19 protein-coding genes are annotated in these 21,326 nt (G+C 47.7%); 11 read left to right on the top strand and 8 right to left on the bottom strand.

The window, feature by feature from the left end:
- Positions 1-18 precede the first annotated feature (18 nt).
- Entirely contained in the window at positions 19-492 is a 474-nt protein-coding gene (bamJ, locus tag K0I73_RS14405) for a BamJ family beta-barrel-assembly machinery protein (protein WP_220061758.1), read from the top strand.
- Positions 493-560: 68 nt separating this feature from the next.
- Here bamJ and K0I73_RS14410 read toward each other — a convergent pair whose 3' ends face one another.
- The 3 genes from K0I73_RS14410 to K0I73_RS14420 all read right to left on the bottom strand — a co-directional run bounded on the left by K0I73_RS14410 (position 561) and on the right by K0I73_RS14420 (position 4,182).
- Positions 561-1,793, bottom strand: a complete 1,233-nt coding sequence (locus K0I73_RS14410; protein WP_220061759.1) for a M24 family metallopeptidase — start codon at positions 1,791-1,793, stop codon at positions 561-563.
- A gap of 251 nt (positions 1,794-2,044) precedes the next feature.
- Entirely contained in the window at positions 2,045-2,821 is a 777-nt protein-coding gene (locus tag K0I73_RS14415) for an ROK family protein (RefSeq protein WP_220061760.1), read from the bottom strand.
- Positions 2,822-2,994: 173 nt separating this feature from the next.
- The gene (locus K0I73_RS14420; protein ID WP_220061761.1) at positions 2,995-4,182 is read right to left on the bottom strand and encodes an MFS transporter; all 1,188 of its coding nucleotides are present in this window, start codon (positions 4,180-4,182) and stop codon (positions 2,995-2,997) included.
- Positions 4,183-4,374: 192 nt separating this feature from the next.
- Here K0I73_RS14420 and K0I73_RS14425 point away from each other — a divergent pair, with 192 nt between their 5' ends.
- The 5 genes from K0I73_RS14425 (at position 4,375) to K0I73_RS14445 (ending at position 10,885) form a co-directional block, all read left to right on the top strand.
- On the top strand, positions 4,375-6,162 hold the full coding sequence (locus tag K0I73_RS14425) for an aminopeptidase P family protein (protein WP_220061762.1): 1,788 nt from the start codon (positions 4,375-4,377) through the stop codon (positions 6,160-6,162).
- A gap of 317 nt (positions 6,163-6,479) precedes the next feature.
- Positions 6,480-7,778 (top strand): DEAD/DEAH box helicase, encoded by a 1,299-nt coding sequence (locus K0I73_RS14430; RefSeq protein WP_220061763.1) that lies wholly within the window; start codon positions 6,480-6,482, stop codon positions 7,776-7,778.
- Between the two features lie 219 nt (positions 7,779-7,997).
- Positions 7,998-8,627, top strand: a complete 630-nt coding sequence (locus tag K0I73_RS14435; protein ID WP_220061764.1) for a peroxiredoxin-like family protein — start codon at positions 7,998-8,000, stop codon at positions 8,625-8,627.
- Between the two features lie 101 nt (positions 8,628-8,728).
- Entirely contained in the window at positions 8,729-9,361 is a 633-nt protein-coding gene (locus K0I73_RS14440; RefSeq protein ID WP_220061765.1) for a DUF2913 family protein, read from the top strand.
- 42 nt (positions 9,362-9,403) lie between these two features.
- Positions 9,404-10,885: a carboxypeptidase M32 gene (locus K0I73_RS14445; RefSeq protein ID WP_220061766.1), complete on the top strand. Its 1,482-nt coding sequence runs from the start codon at positions 9,404-9,406 to the stop codon at positions 10,883-10,885.
- A 69-nt stretch (positions 10,886-10,954) separates the two neighbouring features.
- Here the strand turns inward: K0I73_RS14445 and K0I73_RS14450 are convergent, their stop codons facing one another.
- Both K0I73_RS14450 and K0I73_RS14455 read right to left on the bottom strand, forming a co-directional pair.
- The gene (locus K0I73_RS14450) at positions 10,955-12,781 is read right to left on the bottom strand and encodes a flotillin family protein (protein WP_220061767.1); all 1,827 of its coding nucleotides are present in this window, start codon (positions 12,779-12,781) and stop codon (positions 10,955-10,957) included.
- 87 nt (positions 12,782-12,868) lie between these two features.
- Positions 12,869-13,513, bottom strand: a complete 645-nt coding sequence (locus K0I73_RS14455) for a YqiJ family protein (RefSeq protein WP_220061768.1) — start codon at positions 13,511-13,513, stop codon at positions 12,869-12,871.
- 313 nt (positions 13,514-13,826) lie between these two features.
- Between K0I73_RS14455 and K0I73_RS14460 the strand changes: the two genes are divergently transcribed.
- From K0I73_RS14460 to K0I73_RS14470, 3 genes are read left to right on the top strand one after another with little or no spacing between them, the layout of a single operon-like run.
- Complete coding sequence (locus K0I73_RS14460; RefSeq protein ID WP_220061769.1) at positions 13,827-14,315, top strand: GNAT family N-acetyltransferase; 489 nt, start codon at positions 13,827-13,829, stop codon at positions 14,313-14,315.
- A 47-nt stretch (positions 14,316-14,362) separates the two neighbouring features.
- Entirely contained in the window at positions 14,363-14,611 is a 249-nt protein-coding gene (locus tag K0I73_RS14465) for a DUF2960 domain-containing protein (protein WP_220061770.1), read from the top strand.
- 59 nt (positions 14,612-14,670) lie between these two features.
- Positions 14,671-15,180 (top strand): RDD family protein, encoded by a 510-nt coding sequence (locus K0I73_RS14470; protein ID WP_220061771.1) that lies wholly within the window; start codon positions 14,671-14,673, stop codon positions 15,178-15,180.
- A gap of 116 nt (positions 15,181-15,296) precedes the next feature.
- Here the strand turns inward: K0I73_RS14470 and lptG are convergent, their stop codons facing one another.
- Entirely contained in the window at positions 15,297-16,355 is a 1,059-nt protein-coding gene (gene lptG, locus K0I73_RS14475; RefSeq protein WP_220061772.1) for an LPS export ABC transporter permease LptG, read from the bottom strand.
- Positions 16,352-17,464, bottom strand: a complete 1,113-nt coding sequence (lptF, locus tag K0I73_RS14480; protein ID WP_220061773.1) for an LPS export ABC transporter permease LptF — start codon at positions 17,462-17,464, stop codon at positions 16,352-16,354. Before lptF ends, lptG begins: the two co-directional genes overlap by 4 nt.
- A gap of 221 nt (positions 17,465-17,685) precedes the next feature.
- On the opposite strand from lptF, the gene pepA reads away from it, so the two are divergent.
- The gene (gene pepA, locus K0I73_RS14485; RefSeq protein WP_220061774.1) at positions 17,686-19,194 is read left to right on the top strand and encodes a leucyl aminopeptidase; all 1,509 of its coding nucleotides are present in this window, start codon (positions 17,686-17,688) and stop codon (positions 19,192-19,194) included.
- A gap of 57 nt (positions 19,195-19,251) precedes the next feature.
- On the opposite strand, the gene K0I73_RS14490 is transcribed toward pepA, so the two are convergent.
- Positions 19,252-19,596: a TonB-dependent receptor gene (locus K0I73_RS14490; protein WP_220061775.1), complete on the bottom strand. Its 345-nt coding sequence runs from the start codon at positions 19,594-19,596 to the stop codon at positions 19,252-19,254.
- Positions 19,597-19,948: 352 nt separating this feature from the next.
- Here K0I73_RS14490 and K0I73_RS14495 point away from each other — a divergent pair, with 352 nt between their 5' ends.
- The gene (locus tag K0I73_RS14495) at positions 19,949-20,845 is read left to right on the top strand and encodes a tetratricopeptide repeat protein (protein WP_220061776.1); all 897 of its coding nucleotides are present in this window, start codon (positions 19,949-19,951) and stop codon (positions 20,843-20,845) included.
- Positions 20,846-21,326: the final 481 nt, after the last annotated feature.

Here is a 21,326-nt window from a genome sequence, read left to right on the forward strand (position 1 = left end):
TAACTAAATGAATTAATTATGAGAATGATATTAGCGGTCGTCGTCATTGCAGGCGTCCTGTTTTACTTTTACACCAGCATGAATAACCAAAAAGCGGCCAAAGCAAATATCGAGATGGGTCAGCAATTTCTAGCCGATAACAAAAACAAACCTGGTGTGGTTGAAACCTTATCGGGTCTACAATATCAAGTGTTGGCAAAGGGTAACGGCACCGAGCATCCTAAGGCAACGGATACGGTTACCGTCCATTACCATGGCACCTTAATTGACGGCACAGTGTTTGACAGCTCTGTTGAGCGCGGTGAACCTATCGCCTTTCCCCTTAACCGTGTGATTAAAGGTTGGACCGAAGGCGTGCAGTTAATGGTGGTGGGCGAAAAGACCCGTTTCTTTATTCCCAGCACACTTGCCTATGGCAATCGCAGCACTGGCAAGATCTCTGGCGGCTCAGTACTGATTTTTGATGTTGAGCTGATCAGCATAGACAAGTAATGCCATCGCGATCAAAAAACGCGCCGACTGGCGCGTTTTTTGTTTAATCACTAAGGCCCACAGCCTGATCACTCGTAACCAAATGGGTTATCGATTGAGTGAGCGGGCGCGGTAAACCAAACGGGGCCGTTTTCGGTCATATAGAAGTGATCTTCATGACGCACGCCAAACTCGCCTGGGACACACAACATAGGCTCATTACTAAAAGACATGCCAGGGGCCAGTGGCGTCTTATCGTTAAGCACCAAATAGGGCCATTCGTGGATATCTAAACCAATACCATGACCTGTTCGATGAGGTAAACCCGGAACATCGTATCCAGGACCAAAGCCCGCCGCTTCCAAGACATCACGTGCCGCCCTATCGACGCTCGCACAGGTTGCTCCAATTTTTGCAGCTTCAAATGCCGCAATTTGTGCATCTTGCTCTAGTTGCCATAACTGACGTTGACGCTCGCTTGGGGTACCAAAGACATAAGTACGCGTAATATCTGAGTTATAACCATGCAGCTGACAGCCGGTATCGATCAGTACAGTATCATTTAGCTCTAGCGCCTTGGGCGACTTAACGCCATGAGGGTAAGCAGTGTCTTCGCCAAATAGAACGATACAGAAATAGGATCCCGCAGGGATCCCAACAGCTTTATGGGCATCGTTGATAAAGGCTTCAACTTCACCCACAGTGATACCTTCACGCAGGATCCGCGCCGCTGCTTTATGCACCTCTAGCGTCATCTCTTTAGCGCGCTGTAGTAAGCTCAGCTCGGTAGCAGACTTAATCATACGGCACGCAGCAGTGACACTCTTTGCGTTCACATATTCAAAGCTCGGCGCAGCTTGACGCACCCCATCAAAAATAAAGAAGGCCGCCGATTCATCGATACCGACCTTACCACTGTCGATACCCATCTTGTTAAGCACTTGGCCAAACAAGGCGTAAGGGCTTTCATCTTCATGCCAGGTATTAACCTTACCATCGATAACCATGAACCCTTTTAAGGTGTCCAGCTCAAATGCAGGGGCGATATACTCCACATCGCCATTGGCCGGAATAATGGCGCCCACCATACGTTCGCTAGCATACCAGCGGGTACCTGTGTAATAGTAAAGGCTAGTCCCGGCATTGACATAGATAGCTGCGAGTCCCTGTTCACGCATAAGCTGCTGCGCTTTTTCGATACGGGCAGCAAACTCATCGAGACCAATCGCCGCAACGCCTTGAGTCATATTGCTAAGCTTGGCAAGCTCTTGTGCTGGCGTTGAACCGCCAATCCCCATAGAGCCACAGCAGATCTTCGTCATAACACACCTTTATAGTTGTGCGGCAAAGCTCCCCGTTCAGGCTACTTTGCCCCAAGATAATTCAACAATCAGAGAGACTTTTTAGCATAAAGTATACAAAAAATCAGCATGAAATTAGTGGGATTTTTCAATCTGTTGTTACTACAGCAAATAAAAAAGCACAACAAAAAGGGGATTTCCCCTTAATAAAAACAAGACAATAGCTAACTAAACTAGCCATTTAGGAGAAAGGTAAATGTGACGAAAACAGGCTAGCTCTGTTGCTTTAACAGCACTTTCAATCCTCGGCAAACTAAGGTTTCCATATCATCGACGCGCGCAATATTAACATCACTCATTGGGGCAGTTAAGGCGAGTTGCTTTAACGAGTCTAAGCAACCTCGATAATAATCATGATTATTCATCATAGGCCCTGCTAGCCAGATCCTATTAGGATTAAACAGGTTTACTGTCCAGGCCAGTCCCATTCCTAAATAGCTACCGGCACGATACAACTCTTGTGGTGATTTGAGTCCTCGGATGCGGATCGACTCACCGCTGGCGAGTTGCTCTAAGCTATGCTCACCAGACTCGCTGATCACACGGCAATGCCCCAGCTCACCGGCAACGCCTGCGGCTCCGGTGAAAGGCTGTCCCTTGATAGCGATAGACATTCCAATTCCCATACCGCTCATCAGCAGCAATTCGCAATCATTCTTAGCGTTACATAATGCAAGCATACCTGCATCGATATCGTTATGGATCACAGCATGTGTCGCTTTACTCGTTAATTGCCCTAGGGAAAGGCCGTTGAGTTTGGGCGACACTTTACAGGAGACTAAAGTGTGGTTTCTAACTAAGCCGGGAACGGCAATGCCGAGTTGGTAATCGACCAGTCCATAATCGGCTTCAAGCTCCATGATCTGCTGATTGAGCTGCGTTACCGTAAAATGTTCACCCGTTGCAATTTTGTATTGCTCGGTACGTCCTTGAACTTCAATCTCAAAGAGGGCTGTCGAACCACCAATATCAATGGTCAATGATTGCATAACGTGCTCCGATAACATCTGTTCAAGTACAAAAATGAGGTTAACTTTATGATCAACAATGCTATCACAAATTAGTGACTAAAACGCCATAAAAACTGTATCTAAGGTATTGCTTTGATTACATTTACAGCATAGTCATTAAGTTTATGCCAATCGAAAAGTGATATTTCCATTCAAGACTCAAACTTTGGACGCTTAAGCAGGGCTATTCTGCCCCACGCCATCAGGCAAAGATGAATGGCGATAAGCGGAATACAGCTAACCAACATCACCTCCCAGCCGAGATTATGCAAAACCCATCCCGCACTTAATGAGGCGATCGCTTGTGAGCCAAACACAAAGGCATCATTAAAAGACTGAACCTTAAATCGTTCATCGCTCTCATAATAATGGGGTAATAATACGGTGCCGCCAACAAATAGAAAATTCCAACCAATACCCAATAACACAAGTGCGACCCAATAATTGAGTAGTTCATGTCCCAATAAGGCCACGGTGATAGTGATACCATAGGCGAACAAGCCTGCTAACATCATTTTTCTAGGACCAAACTTAGCCATCAAATAGCCACTAAACAGTGAAGGGAAATACATAGCGATGATATGGCTTTGGATCACCCATTTAGTATCGGCGAGTGAGTGGTGCTCTATATGATGCATGTGCAGCGGGGTGGCCGTCATCACAAAACTCATCATCCCATAACCTATAGTTGCGGCGCCAACGGCAGTCCATATCTGTGGCTGCGATAGAATATTCGCCAGTGGCCGCCCGTCGCTCACAGGCTCATTAAGGCTCATTGGCGCTTGAAGTGGCTCGTGATAAAAGCTCAGCACCGCCGCTGCAATCAAGCAAACTAGGGTTAAAAAAAGAAATGCCCCCACATAGGGCTCACTGATCAGGCTAGAGCCAAAAACAGCTAATTCAGGGCCAACAAACGCGGCGACTAACCCACCGACAAGCACACGCGAAGCCGCCTTAGCCCCATCCATAGCCTCGACCGACTCCATCGCCGCAAATCGATATTGCTGTACAATCGCCCCCGATGTGCCCAGCATAAAACCGCTAAAACAAAACAGTGAAAACCAATGTGTTTGAGTGGCAATGGCGGCAACAATCCCAGCCAAAGCACCACCGCAAGCCCCGAAGATAAATACCCGCTTACGTCCAAACCGGCGCATAAGCCGACTAACCGGAATCACCGACAGCGCAACACCAATCACCATCATGGCAATCGGCAGCGTGGCCAGCGCAGGAGTGGGCGCTAACTCGACACCAATCAAGCCACCAAGCAGCATCATCATGGGCGTAGCACTCATCGCAAACGCTTGTGCTAAGGTTAACACCCATACGTTTCTTGGCATCTTCTCTTCTCCATTCACCGATCACGCAATTAATTTATACAACAAGATAAACTACACCTAGGTTAATAATCTAGGGTAATGATCTCGCCCATGCCTACTCCCCTCTTCCAACCTTGGCCTGCAACTGCGATAATCCTTGCTCATTTGATCAAGCCCGATGCTACCTTCACGGTAGTAAAAACAGGAGCCAGTATGACGACACCAACAGCACAACACCTCAATTTAGTCCGCAATGAGCTAGATTCAGCCCAATTAGACGCCTTTATCCTTCCCCGCGCCGATGAATATCTTGGCGAGTATGTGCCAGAGCGAAATGAACGTCTGCAATGGCTTACTAATTTTACCGGCTCGGCGGGAATGGCGATTGTGCTAAAAGAGAGTGCCGCCATTTTTATCGATGGTCGTTACACTGTGCAAGTCAAACAGCAGGTCGATGCTTCGCTCTACCAATACTTGAGCCTGACCGACACTCCGCAGATCTCTTGGTTAGTCTCACAGCTATCAGCTGGCGCAAAAGTCGGCATCGATGCGCGATTACACTCTTTAAATTGGTATCAAGCGACCAAAACTGAACTTGAACGAGCCGGCATCGAACTCGTCTCCATGACCGCCAACCCAGTCGACCAGCATTGGCAACAGCGTCCTGAAGCATCGACGGCCCCTATCACCCTATTTGATGAACAAAGCGCTGGACGCTCTAGTATTGAAAAGCGGACGCAAATAGGCGCCGCAGTAGCACAAGCGGGCGCCGACTGCGCCCTTATCACAGCATTGGACTCATTCTGCTGGTTGCTCAATATTCGCGGCAGCGATGTCCCAAGACTACCAGTCGTGCTCGGCGCGTCACTGCTATATGCCAATGGCGACATGGTGCTATTTACCGACCTCAATAAACTGCCTGAGAATATCGAGCAACATGTTGGCCCGGGCGTGACATTTAAAGCAGAAAGCGAACTGGAAACGACATTAAGTTCACTCTCTGGGGTGAAATTATTAATCGATCCCAACGGCGCTAATGCCTGGATGCAATTAACGGCAAAACAACATGGTGCCGAGCTCGTTGAAGGCCTTGATCCCGTAGCCTTGCCAAAAGCGCAGAAGAATAGCGCAGAACTTGCGGGGATGACCGCCTGCCATATCCGAGATGGCGTAGCCGTTAGCCGCTTCCTCGCTTGGTTAGACAAAGAGGTCGCCACAGATAGACTCTATGACGAAGGCGTACTAGCGGATAAACTGGAAAGTTTTCGTCTGCAAGACAGTTTATATCGTGAACCCAGCTTTGATACCATCTCGGCCGCTGGCGCCAACGCGGCCATGTGTCACTATAATCACAATAATGGCACCCCAGCCATGATGCAGATGAATAGCATCTACTTAGTCGACTCTGGCGCACAATATTTAGATGGCACCACAGATGTGACCCGCACCATCGCCATCGGCAAGGTTAGCCAAGAGCAACGTAAGATGGTGACCTTAGTATTAAAAGGCCATATCGCACTCGATCAGGCTCGCTTCCCCAAAGGCACCACAGGCCAGCAGCTCGATAGCTTTGCGCGTCAATATCTGTGGCAACATGGCTTTGACTATGATCATGGTACGGGCCACGGCGTAGGCCATTTTTTGAGTGTCCATGAAGGACCACAACGTATCGCGAAAAACAGTAACAATGTCGCGTTACTTCCTGGCATGGTGCTCTCTAACGAGCCAGGGTATTACCGCGCCGATGCCTTTGGTATCCGGATTGAAAACTTAGTTGAGGTTCGTCCATGTGCTGCCTTGCAAGGTGCCGAACGGGAAACCTATGAGTTTCATGCACTGACACTCATCCCGATAGATTCACGACTTATCGACACACAATTGTTGAACGATAATGAGCTTGCTTGGTTCAATGCTTATCATCAACGGGTTCGCGAAACCTTAGCGCCGTTAATGCAAGGTGAAGATCTGGCCTGGCTATTACAAGCAACCGAAGCAATTTAAGCTCAACAAGCTTGTTTAACTGGTCATCTAAAGGTTAACGATAAACGGCACTAATCTAGGTGCTGTTTTTATTTGAGCTAATAAAAAAATCGACTCTGTATACCTCATCTATCATTAAACCCAGCGATGCCGGCTTTATCGAACGCAATTGAGTCAATACAATAAAAGTGCAGGTTTTAACCAAAAATTTTGCTATACTCCGCGGCCGCCATTTGGCGTCAGTCATTAATCTAGGGAGACGTTCTCCGTTGATTAACCAGACCAAACTAAATTGTTATATTGTCGTTATGTTGAATAGGTAAAAACAGGATATCCCAATGAGATTTGAATCTTTTAGTTTTGCTCCAGAGATTGTGCGTGCTATCTCCGATTGTGGCTATCAAAAAATGACGCCTATTCAGCAGCAAGCCATTCCAGCCATTCGCCGTGGCCAAGATGTGCTGGCAAGTGCGCAAACCGGTACGGGTAAAACCGCCGCATTTGCCTTGCCTATATTACAAAAAATGGTCGACAATCCAAGCGAGACTCAGCGTTCAAATACCCGCGCCCTAATTTTAGCGCCAACTCGAGAGTTGGCCGCGCAAGTTGCTGACAATATCAAAGAGTACAGTCGCTACTTACCCATATCTGTGTTAACCATCTATGGTGGCGTTAAGATGGATTCCCAAGCGCAGAAGCTAAAGAAAGGGGCCGATATTATCGTCGCCACCCCTGGCCGTCTGCTGGAACATATTCAAGCTTGTAATCTGAGCTTATCCAATGTGGATTTCTTGGTACTCGATGAAGCCGACCGCATGTTGGATATGGGCTTTATCAGCGACATTCAAAAAATTCTGCAGGCGGTTAATAGCAAACGCCAAAACCTACTGTTTTCGGCGACCTTCTCAAATGCAGTTAAACAGCTCGCAAACGAGATGCTGGTTAAGCCCAAACTCATTAGTGTTGATAAGCAAAACACCACGGCAGTGACCGTGAGCCAAGTTGTCTACCCTGTAGAACAGCGCCGCAAGCGTGAGTTACTGTCAGAGTTAATCGGCACCAAGAACTGGCAACAAGTGCTGGTATTTACCGCCACGCGAGAAGCCGCCGATACCTTAGTGAAGGAACTCAACCTCGACGGAATTCCGTCTGCTGTAGTACACAGCGAAAAAGCCCAAGGAAATCGTCGTCGTGCCCTACGTGAGTTTAAAGAGGGTAAAGTGCGCGCATTGGTTGCAACCGAAGTGGCAGCTCGCGGCTTAGATATTCCAGCATTAGAGTATGTCGTTAACTACGATCTCCCCTTCCTTGCAGAAGATTATGTTCACCGTATCGGCCGAACGGGGCGTGCCGGTCGAAGCGGCGTCGCCATCTCTTTGGTCAGTCGTGAAGAGGAGCGCACCTTACACGATATCGAGAAATTGATCGGTAACAAGATCCGCCGTATTACGATCCCAGGCTACGAGGTTGGTAGTCGAGAACTACTGATCAAACATCTACAGAAACGTCGCAGCTTCGCCAAGAAACAACAGCGTAGTGACAATGTAGGGGCTCAGGTCGTCGCCGAAAAAAACTTAGGTACTCGCCGAGTGAAGCTGAAGAACTCTGCTAATGCCAAAATAAAGAAGCCAAAATAATCGACGTACGGTCACAGAATTATTTTATATACAAATAAGGCACTTAAACGTGCCTTTTTTGTGCAGCGAGATTAGAGCTGTTGCAATATCGTTTTATATTCAGTGGCAAATCAAAAAACGGCCTCGCGCCTAAAAAGCTGTTTTAGGCATATCGATGAAAGTTCCTTGTTCGTTCTCGGGTCTCTTGTGTATCAATAACAATACCAACAAGGCTCCCCAATGAACAAAGTGTTATTAGCCCTATTTATCTTACTAATTAGCCTGCCGAGTATGGCAAAACCCATCGCCCAAGATGAGTTATCGATCTCGCCACTCTTAAACGGTCAAACGATCCCAAGTGTGACGGTTACCGAGCTTAACGGCGACAGTGTCAGCCTAGCAAAGCTTACGGCAAACAAACCGAGTGTGATCTTCTTCTATCGCGGAGGTTGGTGCCCCTTCTGCAACGCCCAAATGGGCCAACTAAAAGCGATTGAGCAAGATCTGATTAACATGGGCTTTCAGCTCATCGGTATTTCACCCGACTCGCCAGACGCATTAAACGCATCCCTAACCAAGCAAAAACTCGATTACACCCTGTTATCCGATGCTAAACTTGATGCCATGCGTGCATTTGGCTTGGCTTATTTTACCAGTGCCAAGACGACTAAGGCCTACCAAAGTAAGCTACAAGTTAACAACCAAATGTGGAAAAATAGTGACGGCGATGAACGCCTTGTATTACCCGTTCCCGCCATCTATATCATAGATAAAAATGGCTTAGTGCACTTTCAATACGTTAACCCAAATTACAAGGTTCGCGCCGATCCAAAACTCATCTTAACCGCTGCGAGTTTAGTCCCGCAGTAAATAAAGGCATGCCGTTATAAAGGAATGCAATCATAGAGGGATAACAAGGATATAGGGTATACTCTCCGAGCAAATCGCCACTTTTTCTGCTCGGAGAAACCATGACAGAGCAAACCTATAACCAAGCCATTGTTGAATTAGCCCAAGCTGGACTTAGCGCTTTAGCGCAAAGAGCCGACACGCCGAATTCCATAAAAACAGCCGCGGCTGAGAGCCACTTTATTTGTAGCTGGATGGCACAAGCATTAAAAGAGCGACGTTTTGCTAAGTTAGTTGCAGGCGATCTAACTAACTGGATCCGTGATGGCAGAAGCTTGGGCGCTAATGCTCAGCTGCCAGATCTTCTTGCTCGCATAAACACTCAATATCTGGCCGCCATGGACAACCAGCATATTGGTGACGCGCTTAAGGCGATGATTGAGGAACTCGATGAAGCGAAGTGGCTGGTGATCCTTGACTGCGAAGTCAATGGCAAGCTAAAGCTAGGCAGCGATGGTCGCAACAGCCTGATTATCTCAGTTGAACAGTATGAGCAACACATCGAAGCGGGACAACTACTTAAACCCATCACCCTCTATGTCCGCAGCGATGAACAATTGCTTGCCAGATTAGCCGCAAAACATGGGCTACTACTTAGCCCTGGCAACAAGAAAGCGAGCTTAATCAAGCACCATAAAGCCTATAAAGTTTACCCAAATAATCAGCAGCCAGCATTGGCGCTATTAGTTAGCTAACGCTAGCGAGCGATTCCAACAACTCTGCATACGAGAGCAACTATGACCCATTCATTACAAGACTACGATAACTTGTGTCAGCAGTTTAAAACCATCTACCACTTTGAGCATTTGCAGGCTTTAGGAGATTGGGATCAGGCGACCATGATGCCCGCAGGCGGCAGTCAGGCTCGCGGCGAGGCCATGGCACAACTGGCACTGCATATTCATACTCTTAAGACCTCTGCCTATTTAAGTGAACAACTGGCACGTGCCGCCGATGAACCATTGTCAGATGATCAGCGCGCTAACTTACGCGAAATGAACTACCAACACCTTCAAGCGACGGCGCTTCCGGGTAAACTGGTTCAGGCGAAAACCGAGCTAACTTACGCCTGTGAACATGGGTGGCGGGAGCAGCGAAAAAATAATGATTGGCAAGGATTTAAACCCAATTTAGAAGCGGTTATCGCCTTGGTTCGTGAAGAGGCGAACATCCTAGGTGAAGTGCAAAACATGGCACCCTATGATGCCTTGATCAATAAATTTGAGCCAGGTACCAGCACAGCACAAATTGATAAGGTGTTTGGCGATCTAAAAACCTGGCTGCCAGATCTTATCAGCCAAGTGCAAGTGCGGCAGCAAGCGTGGCCGAAAATAGCTGTCCCCAACACCGCAGTCGATGCGCAGCGGATCTTGAATACCGAGGTGATAACCCAACTGGGATTTGATTTTAGCCAAGGAAGACTCGACACCAGCAGCCACCCATTTTCAGGCGGTGTTCCTGGCGATGTGCGGATCACCACTCGCTATGATGAGCAGGACTTTCTTACCGCGCTATTTAGCACTGTCCATGAAACGGGTCATGCTAGGTATGAGCAAGGATTACCAATCAAATGGCGCGGACAACCTGCAGGGCAAGCCCGCTCGATGGCGATTCACGAAAGCCAGAGCCTGTTTTTTGAGATGCAGCTGGCCCGCGGTGAAGGCTTACTCAAACAGCTCACTCAAAGTATTAACTTGTATCTAAATACCCAATTTAGCGATAGCCAGCTACAACAACTGGTAACCCGAGTATCACCAGGGCTTATCCGTGTCGATGCCGATGAAGTGACCTATCCTTGCCATATTATGCTGCGCTATGAAGTGGAAAAAGGCCTTATCGACGGTAGCCTGACCGTGGCCGATCTGCCTGAGTTTTGGGACGTTTCCATGCAATCGCTATTGGGATTATCGACCCAAGGGGATTATCGCAACGGCTGCATGCAAGATATTCACTGGCCGGTGGGAGAACTTGGTTATTTCCCTAGTTACAGTTTAGGCGCCATGTATGCCGCGCAGTTCAGAGCCAGTATGGAGAGCCAAATAGGCAATCTAGACTCACTGATAAGCAGTGGCAATATAGAGACTGTCATGCAGTGGTTAAAGGATAACATCTGGTCTAAAGGTTCACTGCTCACCACTGATGAGTTAGTTACTGCCGCGACAGGGGAAAGCTTAAATCCGGCTCACTTTAAGCAGCATCTACTTAATAGATACCTTTAGTAGCATTAGTGGCGCCTAAAAACAAAGAAGCACCCAAACGGGTGCTTCTTGTTGTGCTGCGGTTACCGTCTATTGGCGCGGCTCAGCGTCAGTAGCTTCGGCACCATTTAACCCACTGTTTTTTGAACCCGCACCGTTTAAGGTAGCCCCCTTGACACCATGAGCATGGTGAGTCGATTCGCCCCCAGGGAAAACCTCATTGATTAACTGATGATTGCCACTGAGTAGAGAGTTCAGGCTCCCCTTATCGGCATCCACCAAACCCAACTCTCTTAACATGGCATCGACCAAGGGCGCATTAGCGCGATAATTAAGCGCCGCGCTGGTGACCTGCTCGGCCATACCGCCTTGACTCACATGCCCTTCACCCTGAACCGTCGCCAGGGTATTGCCGCCAGCACCATAACCTTGAAGGATCTTAATCCCCTCGATATTCTCTAACGGCTTAACCGATTGCTCGATGATCTGTGGTAAGGCTTTAAGCATAGCGAGTGCCTTCTGCAGCTCGATCTGTTCTATGCTCAGCACGTTTTCAGCTTCATGTAAGGCCTGCTTACCTTTCGCATCGACTTCGTACACTTTCTCATTGGCCTGTGCCTGCAATATCTTAGCATCTGCACTGGCTCTGGATTCCGTCAGAATCGCACTCGCTCTATCTTCTGCGGCGCGTTTCTCGGCTTCGGCTTCGACGGTTACCGCAACCGCTTCACGCTCTGCCTCTTTACGCGCATCGATGACTTCAATCTCTTTTCGGCGATTAGCTTCTGCCACTTGGCGAGCGGTAATTACCGCTTCCTCTTTCTCAACCTTTAACTTTTCAGCCTCGGCCGCCTTAGCACGCGCCGCCGACTCCTCTTCAGACTTGGTGGCAACGGCGATCTGCTTTTCCTGCTCGGCAACTTCGATATCGCGCTGCTGCTGAATACGAGACTGCTCAATCGACTTACGCTTCTCGATCTCACGGGTTTCGATATCTTTGGTCTTTTCAATCTGAGCCGTTTCAACCGCGCGCTCTCTGGCGATCTCCGCTTCACGCTCTTCACGGGTCTTCTGCTCTTGCTGCTTTAAGATCTCAGCTTTTTGCTCGGCTCGCTTAAAGTCCAGTACCTGTTGTTGAGCCAGTCGAGCTTCTTGTTCAGCCTTTTCAATCTCTAGCGACTCTTTTTCCGCTTCAAGGTTACGCTGTTCAATCTTAATGCGGTTATCTTGCTCGATATCGTTGGTTTCTTTGCGCTTCTCTTCGATGATCTTAGCGAGGCGCGCGCGACCTTCGGCGTCGAATGCGTTATTTTCATTAAAGAATTGCAGATCTGTTTGATCAAAGCCTGTTAACGAAACCGACTCTAGCTCTAAACCGTTCTTTTCAAGATCATTGGCAACATTGTTTTGTACTCGTTGCACAAAATCCGCTCGCTGCTCATGCATCTCTGTCATGGTCATCTCAGCCGCGACCGCGCGTAGCACGTCGACAAACTTGGACTCCATCAGCTTTTTGACCTCTTCGACGCGGGTTGTCCGTGTACCAAGGGTCTGCGCTGCCATCGAGATCCCTTCAGAGCTCGGGGCCACCCGCAGGTAGAAATCGGCGCGCACATCGACGCGCATTCTGTCTTTAGTGATCAATGCATCTTTCTGCATTTTCTCCACTTCAATACGCAGTGTATTCATGTTGACAGCGATAGTTTCGTGCAGCACTGGTAGTACGATCGCACCGCCATCCTTAATGATTTTTTCACCACCAAAACCGGTTCGCACAAACGCCATCTCTTTCGACGCACGTCGATAGAGCTTGGCGAATATCAATCCGATCACCAATAAACCAATTAATACCGCGCCAGCGACAATAAACACAAAACTGCCGTTAAGCGTCGAGCCGATCCCCTGAATTTCACCCATTTTTATTCCTTAAAAAATGCCACTACATCTGATTGAAAAGCATAACCAGTGGTATGGGTTATGCCCGTTACTGACTAACTTCTTACGTTAATTGATAAACTTTGCCGCCGACCATATTTTGCCGTTGCGCTTTAGTAACACGACTTGTGTGCCTTTAGGAAACTCGAACGCTTCTGATTCTGGCTCGACTAACACGTAATGCTTTTGGTTAAAGGTATCGCGCACGGCTGCCTCGCTAGGAAACCCGCGTCGAGCGCAGCCCACAGTGATCACACCAATGAACCCAGAAAGTTCATCAACGGACACCGCTGAGGATTCATTTTTAGGTAATATCAATGCTAACTTTGCACCTAAAAATCGGCACGATAACGCGCTAAACAAAAGCGCTATCGGTACACCAATCGTCACTGGCACAGGAGCATAGGTGAGCAGCGCAACATAATTGATAGAGAAACCCGCGATAGCAAAACTGATGAGCATCAATACTAGCCAGATGAGCAAGGGTAAGCGATCTAGGCACAGCCATCCGACGACACCTGTAACACCGGTAGCCCCCGTTTCAAAATCGCTATCGACATCGATAGGTGAAAAGTCGTCGAGTAAACCAAATAAGCTTACGCCCAATACCATAGAAATGCCTTCCACTAAGCCTAACAACACGACAAAGGCGATGGCTAAACTAAAAGGTAAGTTATCTGACAGAAGTAAAAAATCCACTTTATCTCTCTCCATGAGAATAGCCATTATCGAGGGACGATTAAGGCCTAGTTAATCTTTTGCACTTATTTTATGACTCAAGACGATTGTGCTGAAAGTGTTGAGACGGGTCGACACACTGGATTTTAATATTCACCGATTTAGGATAACAGACTGAATAGGCGAATGAAACATTCAAGACTCAGATAAGCCTACTAAAAATATAGCCCAGAAGGCGGCTTAGTGAGTTAGCAGATAATTGATTAGCTAATCATACTGTGAGACCATCGAAAATCGCTCAATACTCATTCGAATAACACTAACTCTAAGAATAAGCGATATAGGCATCATGAACATTCGTCATATAATTCCTACGGACTGGCCAGCGATTTTAACCATTCAGGAGGAATGTTATCCCGATATCGTTCATGAATCCTTAGCGGCGTTGCAGAGCAAGGCCTTTGTGGCACCGCAATCTTGTTATGTGCTTGAGGTCGATGGTGACGTGTTAGGTTACTGCCTCGCTCATCCGTGGCGTATCAATCAACCACCAAGCCTAGAACAGGTTATCGATGCCCCCAACGATGCCAACACCCTCTATCTTCATGATATCGTCTTCTCCCACAAGGCTCGCGGATTAGGCGCTGGAGAAAAAGTGTTTAACCGATTGGTCAATAAGGCAAAACAGCTCAATTTTGACACCCTTTCTTTGGTCGCCGTGCAAGGCGCCAACACTTATTGGCACCGTCTTGGGTTTAAATCGCGTATAATCGACAAATCCCTCGACGACTACCCCGAAGATGCCTGCTATATGGTCTATCAAATATCCGGCGAGTAGTTTTTAAGTCGAAGAATTTACTAGATATAAATACTTAAGAGAACGATATGGCCCGTAGAGTCGGTTACACCTTCAAGAAGCAATATAAAGAGATCAACTTTGTTTACGATAAGTTCAACGACATGTATGAGGCGGTTGCCGCTGCAGAGGGTGTCGATCTCACGCGTTATCACGCGATGGAAGCCCAAGTTGCGATGACTTCTAAAGGCTCACAAGCCGTCAAAGATTACCGCCTGAAAGAATTTGAACGTTTCGGCTTTACCAATATCCATTTTATTCGAGATGAAATTGAGTAAGCAGTCCGATAACATATCGCTCTACCCACTCTTGTCTACCACTAGATGTAGGAACTCTGATGTCCAATAGTGAACACGCTAACTTTCCACGCGCCGGCTTCTTTCGCCGTCTAGGTGCCATTGTTTATGACCTATTACTGGCTGTTGCGGTATACATGATTGCGGGTGCCATAGGTTTTGGCATCTTTACCGCTTTAAGTTCATCCGGGGTCTTGTCGATGGATGGCTTTGAACATGTATCGGATCTACTCAACGGCACGCCCCTCTACAAAGGAATTTATCAGCTGTGGATCGCCCTGTGTGTCGCGCTATTTTATATCCTGTTTTGGAGTTACGGCGGTCAGACCTTAGGTATGCGAGCATGGCGTCTGAAGATCCAGCATCCTAATGGCCAAAGCCTAAGCATGATAACCGCGGCGGCGCGCCTCGTATGGTCTCTGTTGGGTATAGGCAATTTATGGATCTTAATCAATGGTGATAAGCTTGCACTGCAAGATATGATGACTCGCTCAGAAGTGGTGGTCCTATCGAAAGAAGCTAATCAGATGCGCAACTGGCATGGGGTTTAACCCCTAAATACCAGCATCAAAAAAGGACCGTTCGATGGTCCTTTTTTGATGCTGGTTTTCGTATCGAAGCACTCAAGCACTCACACCTTCCAACCTAATACCTTCAGCCATCAAGCCTATTTTCGAATATAGTAGATAGCGATACTACTGAAAATAATCGGCGGCATTATCGCGCCAACGATTGCGGGTAATCCATAAACTAAAGTCATGGGCCCAAAAATCTCATTACAGATATAGAAACTAAAACCCGCTACAACTCCTAACAATACTCGTCCCCCCATAGTCACTGTGCGCAGCGGACCAAACACAAATGACAAGGCAACCAGCATCATTACCGCAACCGTGATGGGTTGCATCACCTTGCGCCAGAGCGCCAGCTCATAACGACCCGAGTCTTGATTATTAACCCGCAAATATTCGAGATAATCCATCAATCCCTCTATCGATAACGCCTCAGGCGTCACTGAAACGACACTGAGCTTATCTGGCGTTAAGGTTGAATCCCATCGGTACAAGGTCAGATCTGTCAGTGTCACCTTATCTTGGCTTAGCTGAGTTTGACGTACGTCAATAAGGCGCCAATGATCCTTTGCGTAGACACCACGCTTAGCTTCAATGGTACTGATTAAATTAAGGTTTTCATCAAACTGATACAACATCACATTATGTAGGCTGTTGACATCTTCAACTTCACCTATGTTGACGAACAGATCGCCATCTTTAGCCCAGATCCCACGGCTCGATTGAAACAGGCTACCACCAGAAAGCTTTACCGCTTGCAACTCTTTAGCATGACGCTCAGCAACTGGCGCGCCCCATTCACCCAGAGCCATCACCAAAATCATCAGAGGCACAGCCGTTTTCATTGCTGATAGTGTTATCTGAAACCGTGAAAGTCCAGATGACTGCATCACCACCAACTCAGAATTAGACGCTAGCATCCCCATACCGATTAGCGCGCCAAGCAGCACCGCCATCGGAAAAAACATCTCAATATCGCGAGGAATAAGAAACAACACATAGATCCCTGCATCTATCATGCTATACGTCCCGCGGCCCACAAGACGGAGCTGATCTACCCACTTAATAATGCCAGACAAACCAGTGAGCACCAGCAAACATAATGCAGAGGTACTCAACAATACTCTAGAGATATAGAAATCTATAATTCTCACGCGGCCACCTTCTTACGTTTAAGCAGCACTGAAAGCCTAACTCCAACAGGCCTTTCTTTACCCAGCAGCAACAGTCCCATAAAGAGTGCCGATGCGTGGATCCACCACATACCGAGGTAAGCAGGTATCACTTCATCTTCCAGCGCCTTACGCCCAGCGATCATCAGCCCGAAATACCCTAAATAGAGCAATATGGCCGGCAACATCTTAGCAAACTTACCTTGGCGCACATTGACTCTTGCCATAGGTACGGCTATCAGCGTCATAAAGGGGATAGCCAATGGAATAGCTAAACGCCAATGAAACTCGGCGACAGCGCCAGGGCCTTCGGTATCGAGCAGTTGATCGATAGGCAACGCAGAAAGTTTGCGTCTTCGCTGATCAACCTCCTGCTCCTTAATTTGCATCTCATAACCCGCAAAGTCTGCAACTTGATAGTCGAGTTGCTTGGGCTTGCTCTGATACTGAGTGCCATCGTTTAACTTTAAACGCTGGGCGCCCGTCTCATCCTCAATCACGCTACCGCCTTGAGCAACGACAATATTCGCCTCTCCAGAACTATCTTCAGGATCGGGTAACTGAGCAACAAAAACCTTATCTAAACGATTATCGCGACCAATGCGCTCGACAAACAATACCGCTCGTCCATTAGGACTGGTTTGGAATCGCCCTTGGGTCAACGCGGCTAACCCTGCCTCAGACTGTGCATTATCTAAGACGCGATTTTGCGTCTCTTCAGCCCAAGGCGTGACATAAATGGATAAAAAGCCTGTAAATAGCATATTGGCAAGCGCCAATAGCAAGGTGACCCGGGTGATATACCACTCACTGATCCCTACACCATGAAATACCACCATCTCACTCTCGGCATACATACGCCCGTGGGCGACTAAAATCCCCAAAAAGAGACTTAAAGGCACCACTAGTACGGCTAGATAAGGAAGATTTAACCCCAATAGGGTCATAACGAGTGAAGCGGGAAATTCCCCGTCTGATGCATCAGCAAGCACCCGAACAAAATGTTGGCTGATAAAAATAGCTAACAGTACTAAAAGTACCGCCATTTGGGCTTTTAAAACTTCTCGAATCAAGTATCTAAATACAATCACAGGCAGGATCCAGTCCCTAAACTTATATTTATGCTGGTATCAGCCCACTTTTCATGTAGACTGTCTACTTTTGGTAGTTTTGTGACCAACCATTAACTAAAAATGGTATAAAAAACACCCGAAAATTAACATTGGTGTGCCAATTTTTAAGTCCGATTTGGACACAAGCAGACATTATCTAATAAATAATAAAATTTGTCTTTAAGAATCTAGGAGAGCTCATGGAGTTTAGCGTTAAGAGCGGCAGCCCGGAAAAACAACGTTCGGCCTGTATTGTCGTTGGTGTCTACGAACCTAGACGCCTCTCTGGTATTGCTGAGCAACTGGATAAAATCAGTGAAGGCTACATTAGCAACCTACTTCGCCGCGGCGATTTAGAGGGTAAACCGGGTCAGATGCTACTTCTGCATCATGTTCCTAACGTCTTGAGTGAACGTGTCCTTCTTGTAGGTTGTGGAAAAGAGCGTGAGCTAGACGAACGCCAGTACAAGCAGATAATAACAAAAACCATCAACACCTTAAATGAAACAGGCTCAATGGAAGCGGTATGCTTCCTAACTGAACTTCATGTTAAAGGACGCGATACCTACTGGAAAGTACGTGAAGCCGTTGAAACCACACAAAACAGCCTATACAGCTTCGATGCACTAAAGACCCGTAAAGGCGAAACTCGTCGCCCATTGCGTAAATTAGTCTTTAATGTGCCAACTCGTCGCGAGCTCACCGTAGGCGAACGAGCAATTGAACATGGCATGGCAGTCTCATCTGGGATGCATTTATGCCGTGACGTAGCCAACATGCCACCTAACATTTGTAACCCAGCCTTTTTGTCTTCACAGGCTCGCCAAATTGCAGAGAACTTTGACAACCTAAAGGTAACTACGGTTGGTGAAGAACAGATGGCTAAACTGGGTATGAACTCATACCTAGCTGTTGGTCGTGGTAGTGATAACGAATCCATTATGACCATAATGGAATACAAAGGCGCGGTCGATAGCACTGAAAAGCCGATAGTATTAGTCGGTAAAGGTCTCACCTTTGACTCCGGCGGTATTTCTCTTAAGCCAGGCGAAGCCATGGATGAGATGAAGTACGACATGGGCGGCGCGGCGGGTGTTATTGGTGCCATGAAGGCTCTTTGCGAACTCAACCTACCCATCAATGTCGTGGGTATTTTGGCTGGCTGTGAAAACATGCCATCGAGCAACGCTTATCGCCCTGGTGATATCTTAACTACTATGTCAGGCCAGACCGTTGAGGTGCTCAACACTGACGCCGAAGGTCGTCTGGTATTGTGTGACGTGCTGACTTACGTTGAGCGTTTCGACCCAGAACTTGTGGTGGATACAGCAACCCTAACTGGTGCCTGCGTGATCGCATTAGGTAAACATGCATCGGGTCTATTCTCATCACATAACCCGCTTGCCCATGAGCTACTCAATGCCGGCGAGCAAAGTGGTGACCGCGCATGGCGCATGCCAATTTGGGATGAGTATCAAGAGCACCTCGAAAGCCCATTTGCCGATATGACCAACTTAGGTGGCCGTCCGGCTGGCGCAATCACAGCGGCTTGCTTCTTGTCACGCTTTGCTAAAAAGTACAACTGGGCACATATTGATGTGGCTGGAACGGCTTGGAACAGTGGCGCAAACAAGGGATCAACTGGCCGTCCAGTGCCCTTGCTAACTCAGTTCCTGATCAACCGTGCAGGCGTTGAGCAAGGCGAATAACCCATTAGCTTAGCATTAAAAAAGGTGAAGCCTAGGCTTCACCTTTTTTGTTTCTGACTAGGCCTGAGCCTTGCCCGAGGAAGTAATTATCTGCACCAGCATCACCAGCACACCGCCAAACACGCTAAAGGATGACACGGCTAAGAAAGGGTCCACCAAGTCTACAACTACCCACTCGCCATACAGTAAAAACAATCCACTCGTCACGCCAATCGTGCCCAGCTGATGCAACCACAGCTGCGCCGTCACTAAGCTACCTTGCTGCCGATGTTGCCACAAGCGGTAACACAGGGCATAACTAAAGGAGAGTAGGAAACCTATCATTATGATATGGGCATGGGTCACCAGTTGACCATGGTCGTGTGAGGCGGCCATATCCATATAGTCGTGTATTAAGGGCATTCACAACATCTGACCGCCAGGGATGAAGAGAAAGTCTTAAATATGTCGGGAACAAGCAAGACCCTGTTGATTGCAACGAGTGAGGAACATAGTCGAACTAGAGTCAAACTCCCTCAGGCTTAGCCGCACTCACAGCACCACGCCACCAGCAAGTTTGTTGTCCGCCACTTAAGCCCAAAGACAAGTCAAAGCCCCTCGAACAACTTCCCCGACTTCGACACCTGAAACACCGAGTTTATTACGCTCGGCCAGTGAGCTAAATTGGCATCAAACAGCGTAACTTGTTAGGGTGTACCTATATTTTGGCCATCATTATGATGGCTCGCTTTACCAAAGCTTAAAGGAACCCACCATGCTGCGTCTGTTTATCGCCCTAATCACCATCGTACTCATCTCGTTCACCGTCGATGTGAGTGCGGCAGTAAATGATGAAGCAAAAGAGAATGTGGCCCCTGCCGCCGTAGATAAGCGCCATACGGATCTCGACATTCTGGATAGGCCACTGGTCGAGCGGTATATCTTGGATGAGCTCAAAGCCCTGAGAATGGAGCAGCAAGATTTAGAACGCCGGATGACGGTCGATATTACCGATCGAGAACTGGCTGTGGCTGATAAATCACTCAATTACGCCAACGTCACTGTGACCTACTTCTTCTATATCATCGCAGGTGTCGCCTCATTGATCGCCTTTATTGGCTGGCAATCACTGCGAGAAATTAAAACCAATACCGCTAAGCTCGCCGCCGAGCAGCTACAGAAAATCACCGAGCAGTATGAAGAGAAATTTAAAGAGTTAGAGCACGACCTCAAACGTAAGAGCCGCATTATCACCAAGAACAACCGTGAAATTGAGATCATCAACGAGATCCATACCCTGTGGCTGCATGCACAAAGTGCACAAACACCTGAACAGAAGATCTCTGTCTACAATGAGATCTTAAGTATTCGTCCTGGTGATTTAGAAGCCATGACCTACAAAGCCGATGCGGCGATGGAGATGCGCGAATTTAACTGGGCGCTTAGTCTTTGTAACCGCGTACTCGAAGTCGATGCCGGCAATGCTCACGCGCTCTACCAACGCGCCTGTGCCTTTGCCTGTTTAGGACAAGAAGATCGCGCACTATCGGACTTAGAACAGGCCATCGAAAACAGCGTGTCCTTCAAAGAGGTCGCCGCCAATGAGGCGGATTTCGCCAACCTAAGAGACAACCCTAAGTTTGATGTCTTGATATCATCAAGCGAGGTCTAATTTAACGCCTGTTCGGCGGAGAGACTATTTGAAGGTCGCACCTTCATGGCAATCTATCGCCTGCCCGGCGGGGGATGTGCAGATACTGCTTCGGGACGGTGAGTGAAGCGTAGCTTCGAGCCCACGAACGAGAGACAGGGTGAGCTTGACGACAGCCATATACTCGCGAACGAGAGACAGGGATGTCGAACTGGCATTTGTATATGGATATATTTTGCCGAACTGGTTTTTAGATAGGGATATCGTTGTACGCCATCCATGGCCGCTTAACGAAAACATCTGACCTACATGGAAGTAGGGAATGCCGAAAAATGTCGGGAACATTTTTGGCCATGTTTTCGATACCCTCTGCCGCATCTACACTGGGTCATTTCATCTCTTCGATTTGGCTTCATTGGGTAAGGTGAGTGACGTACTAGCGAACATTTAGCTGAGTTCTTGTTTATTGGATGTGTTTGAAGGTTGTACCTTCATTGCTACT

It is taken from the genome of Shewanella mesophila (assembly GCF_019457515.1).
Classification (GTDB): domain Bacteria; phylum Pseudomonadota; class Gammaproteobacteria; order Enterobacterales; family Shewanellaceae; genus Shewanella; species Shewanella mesophila.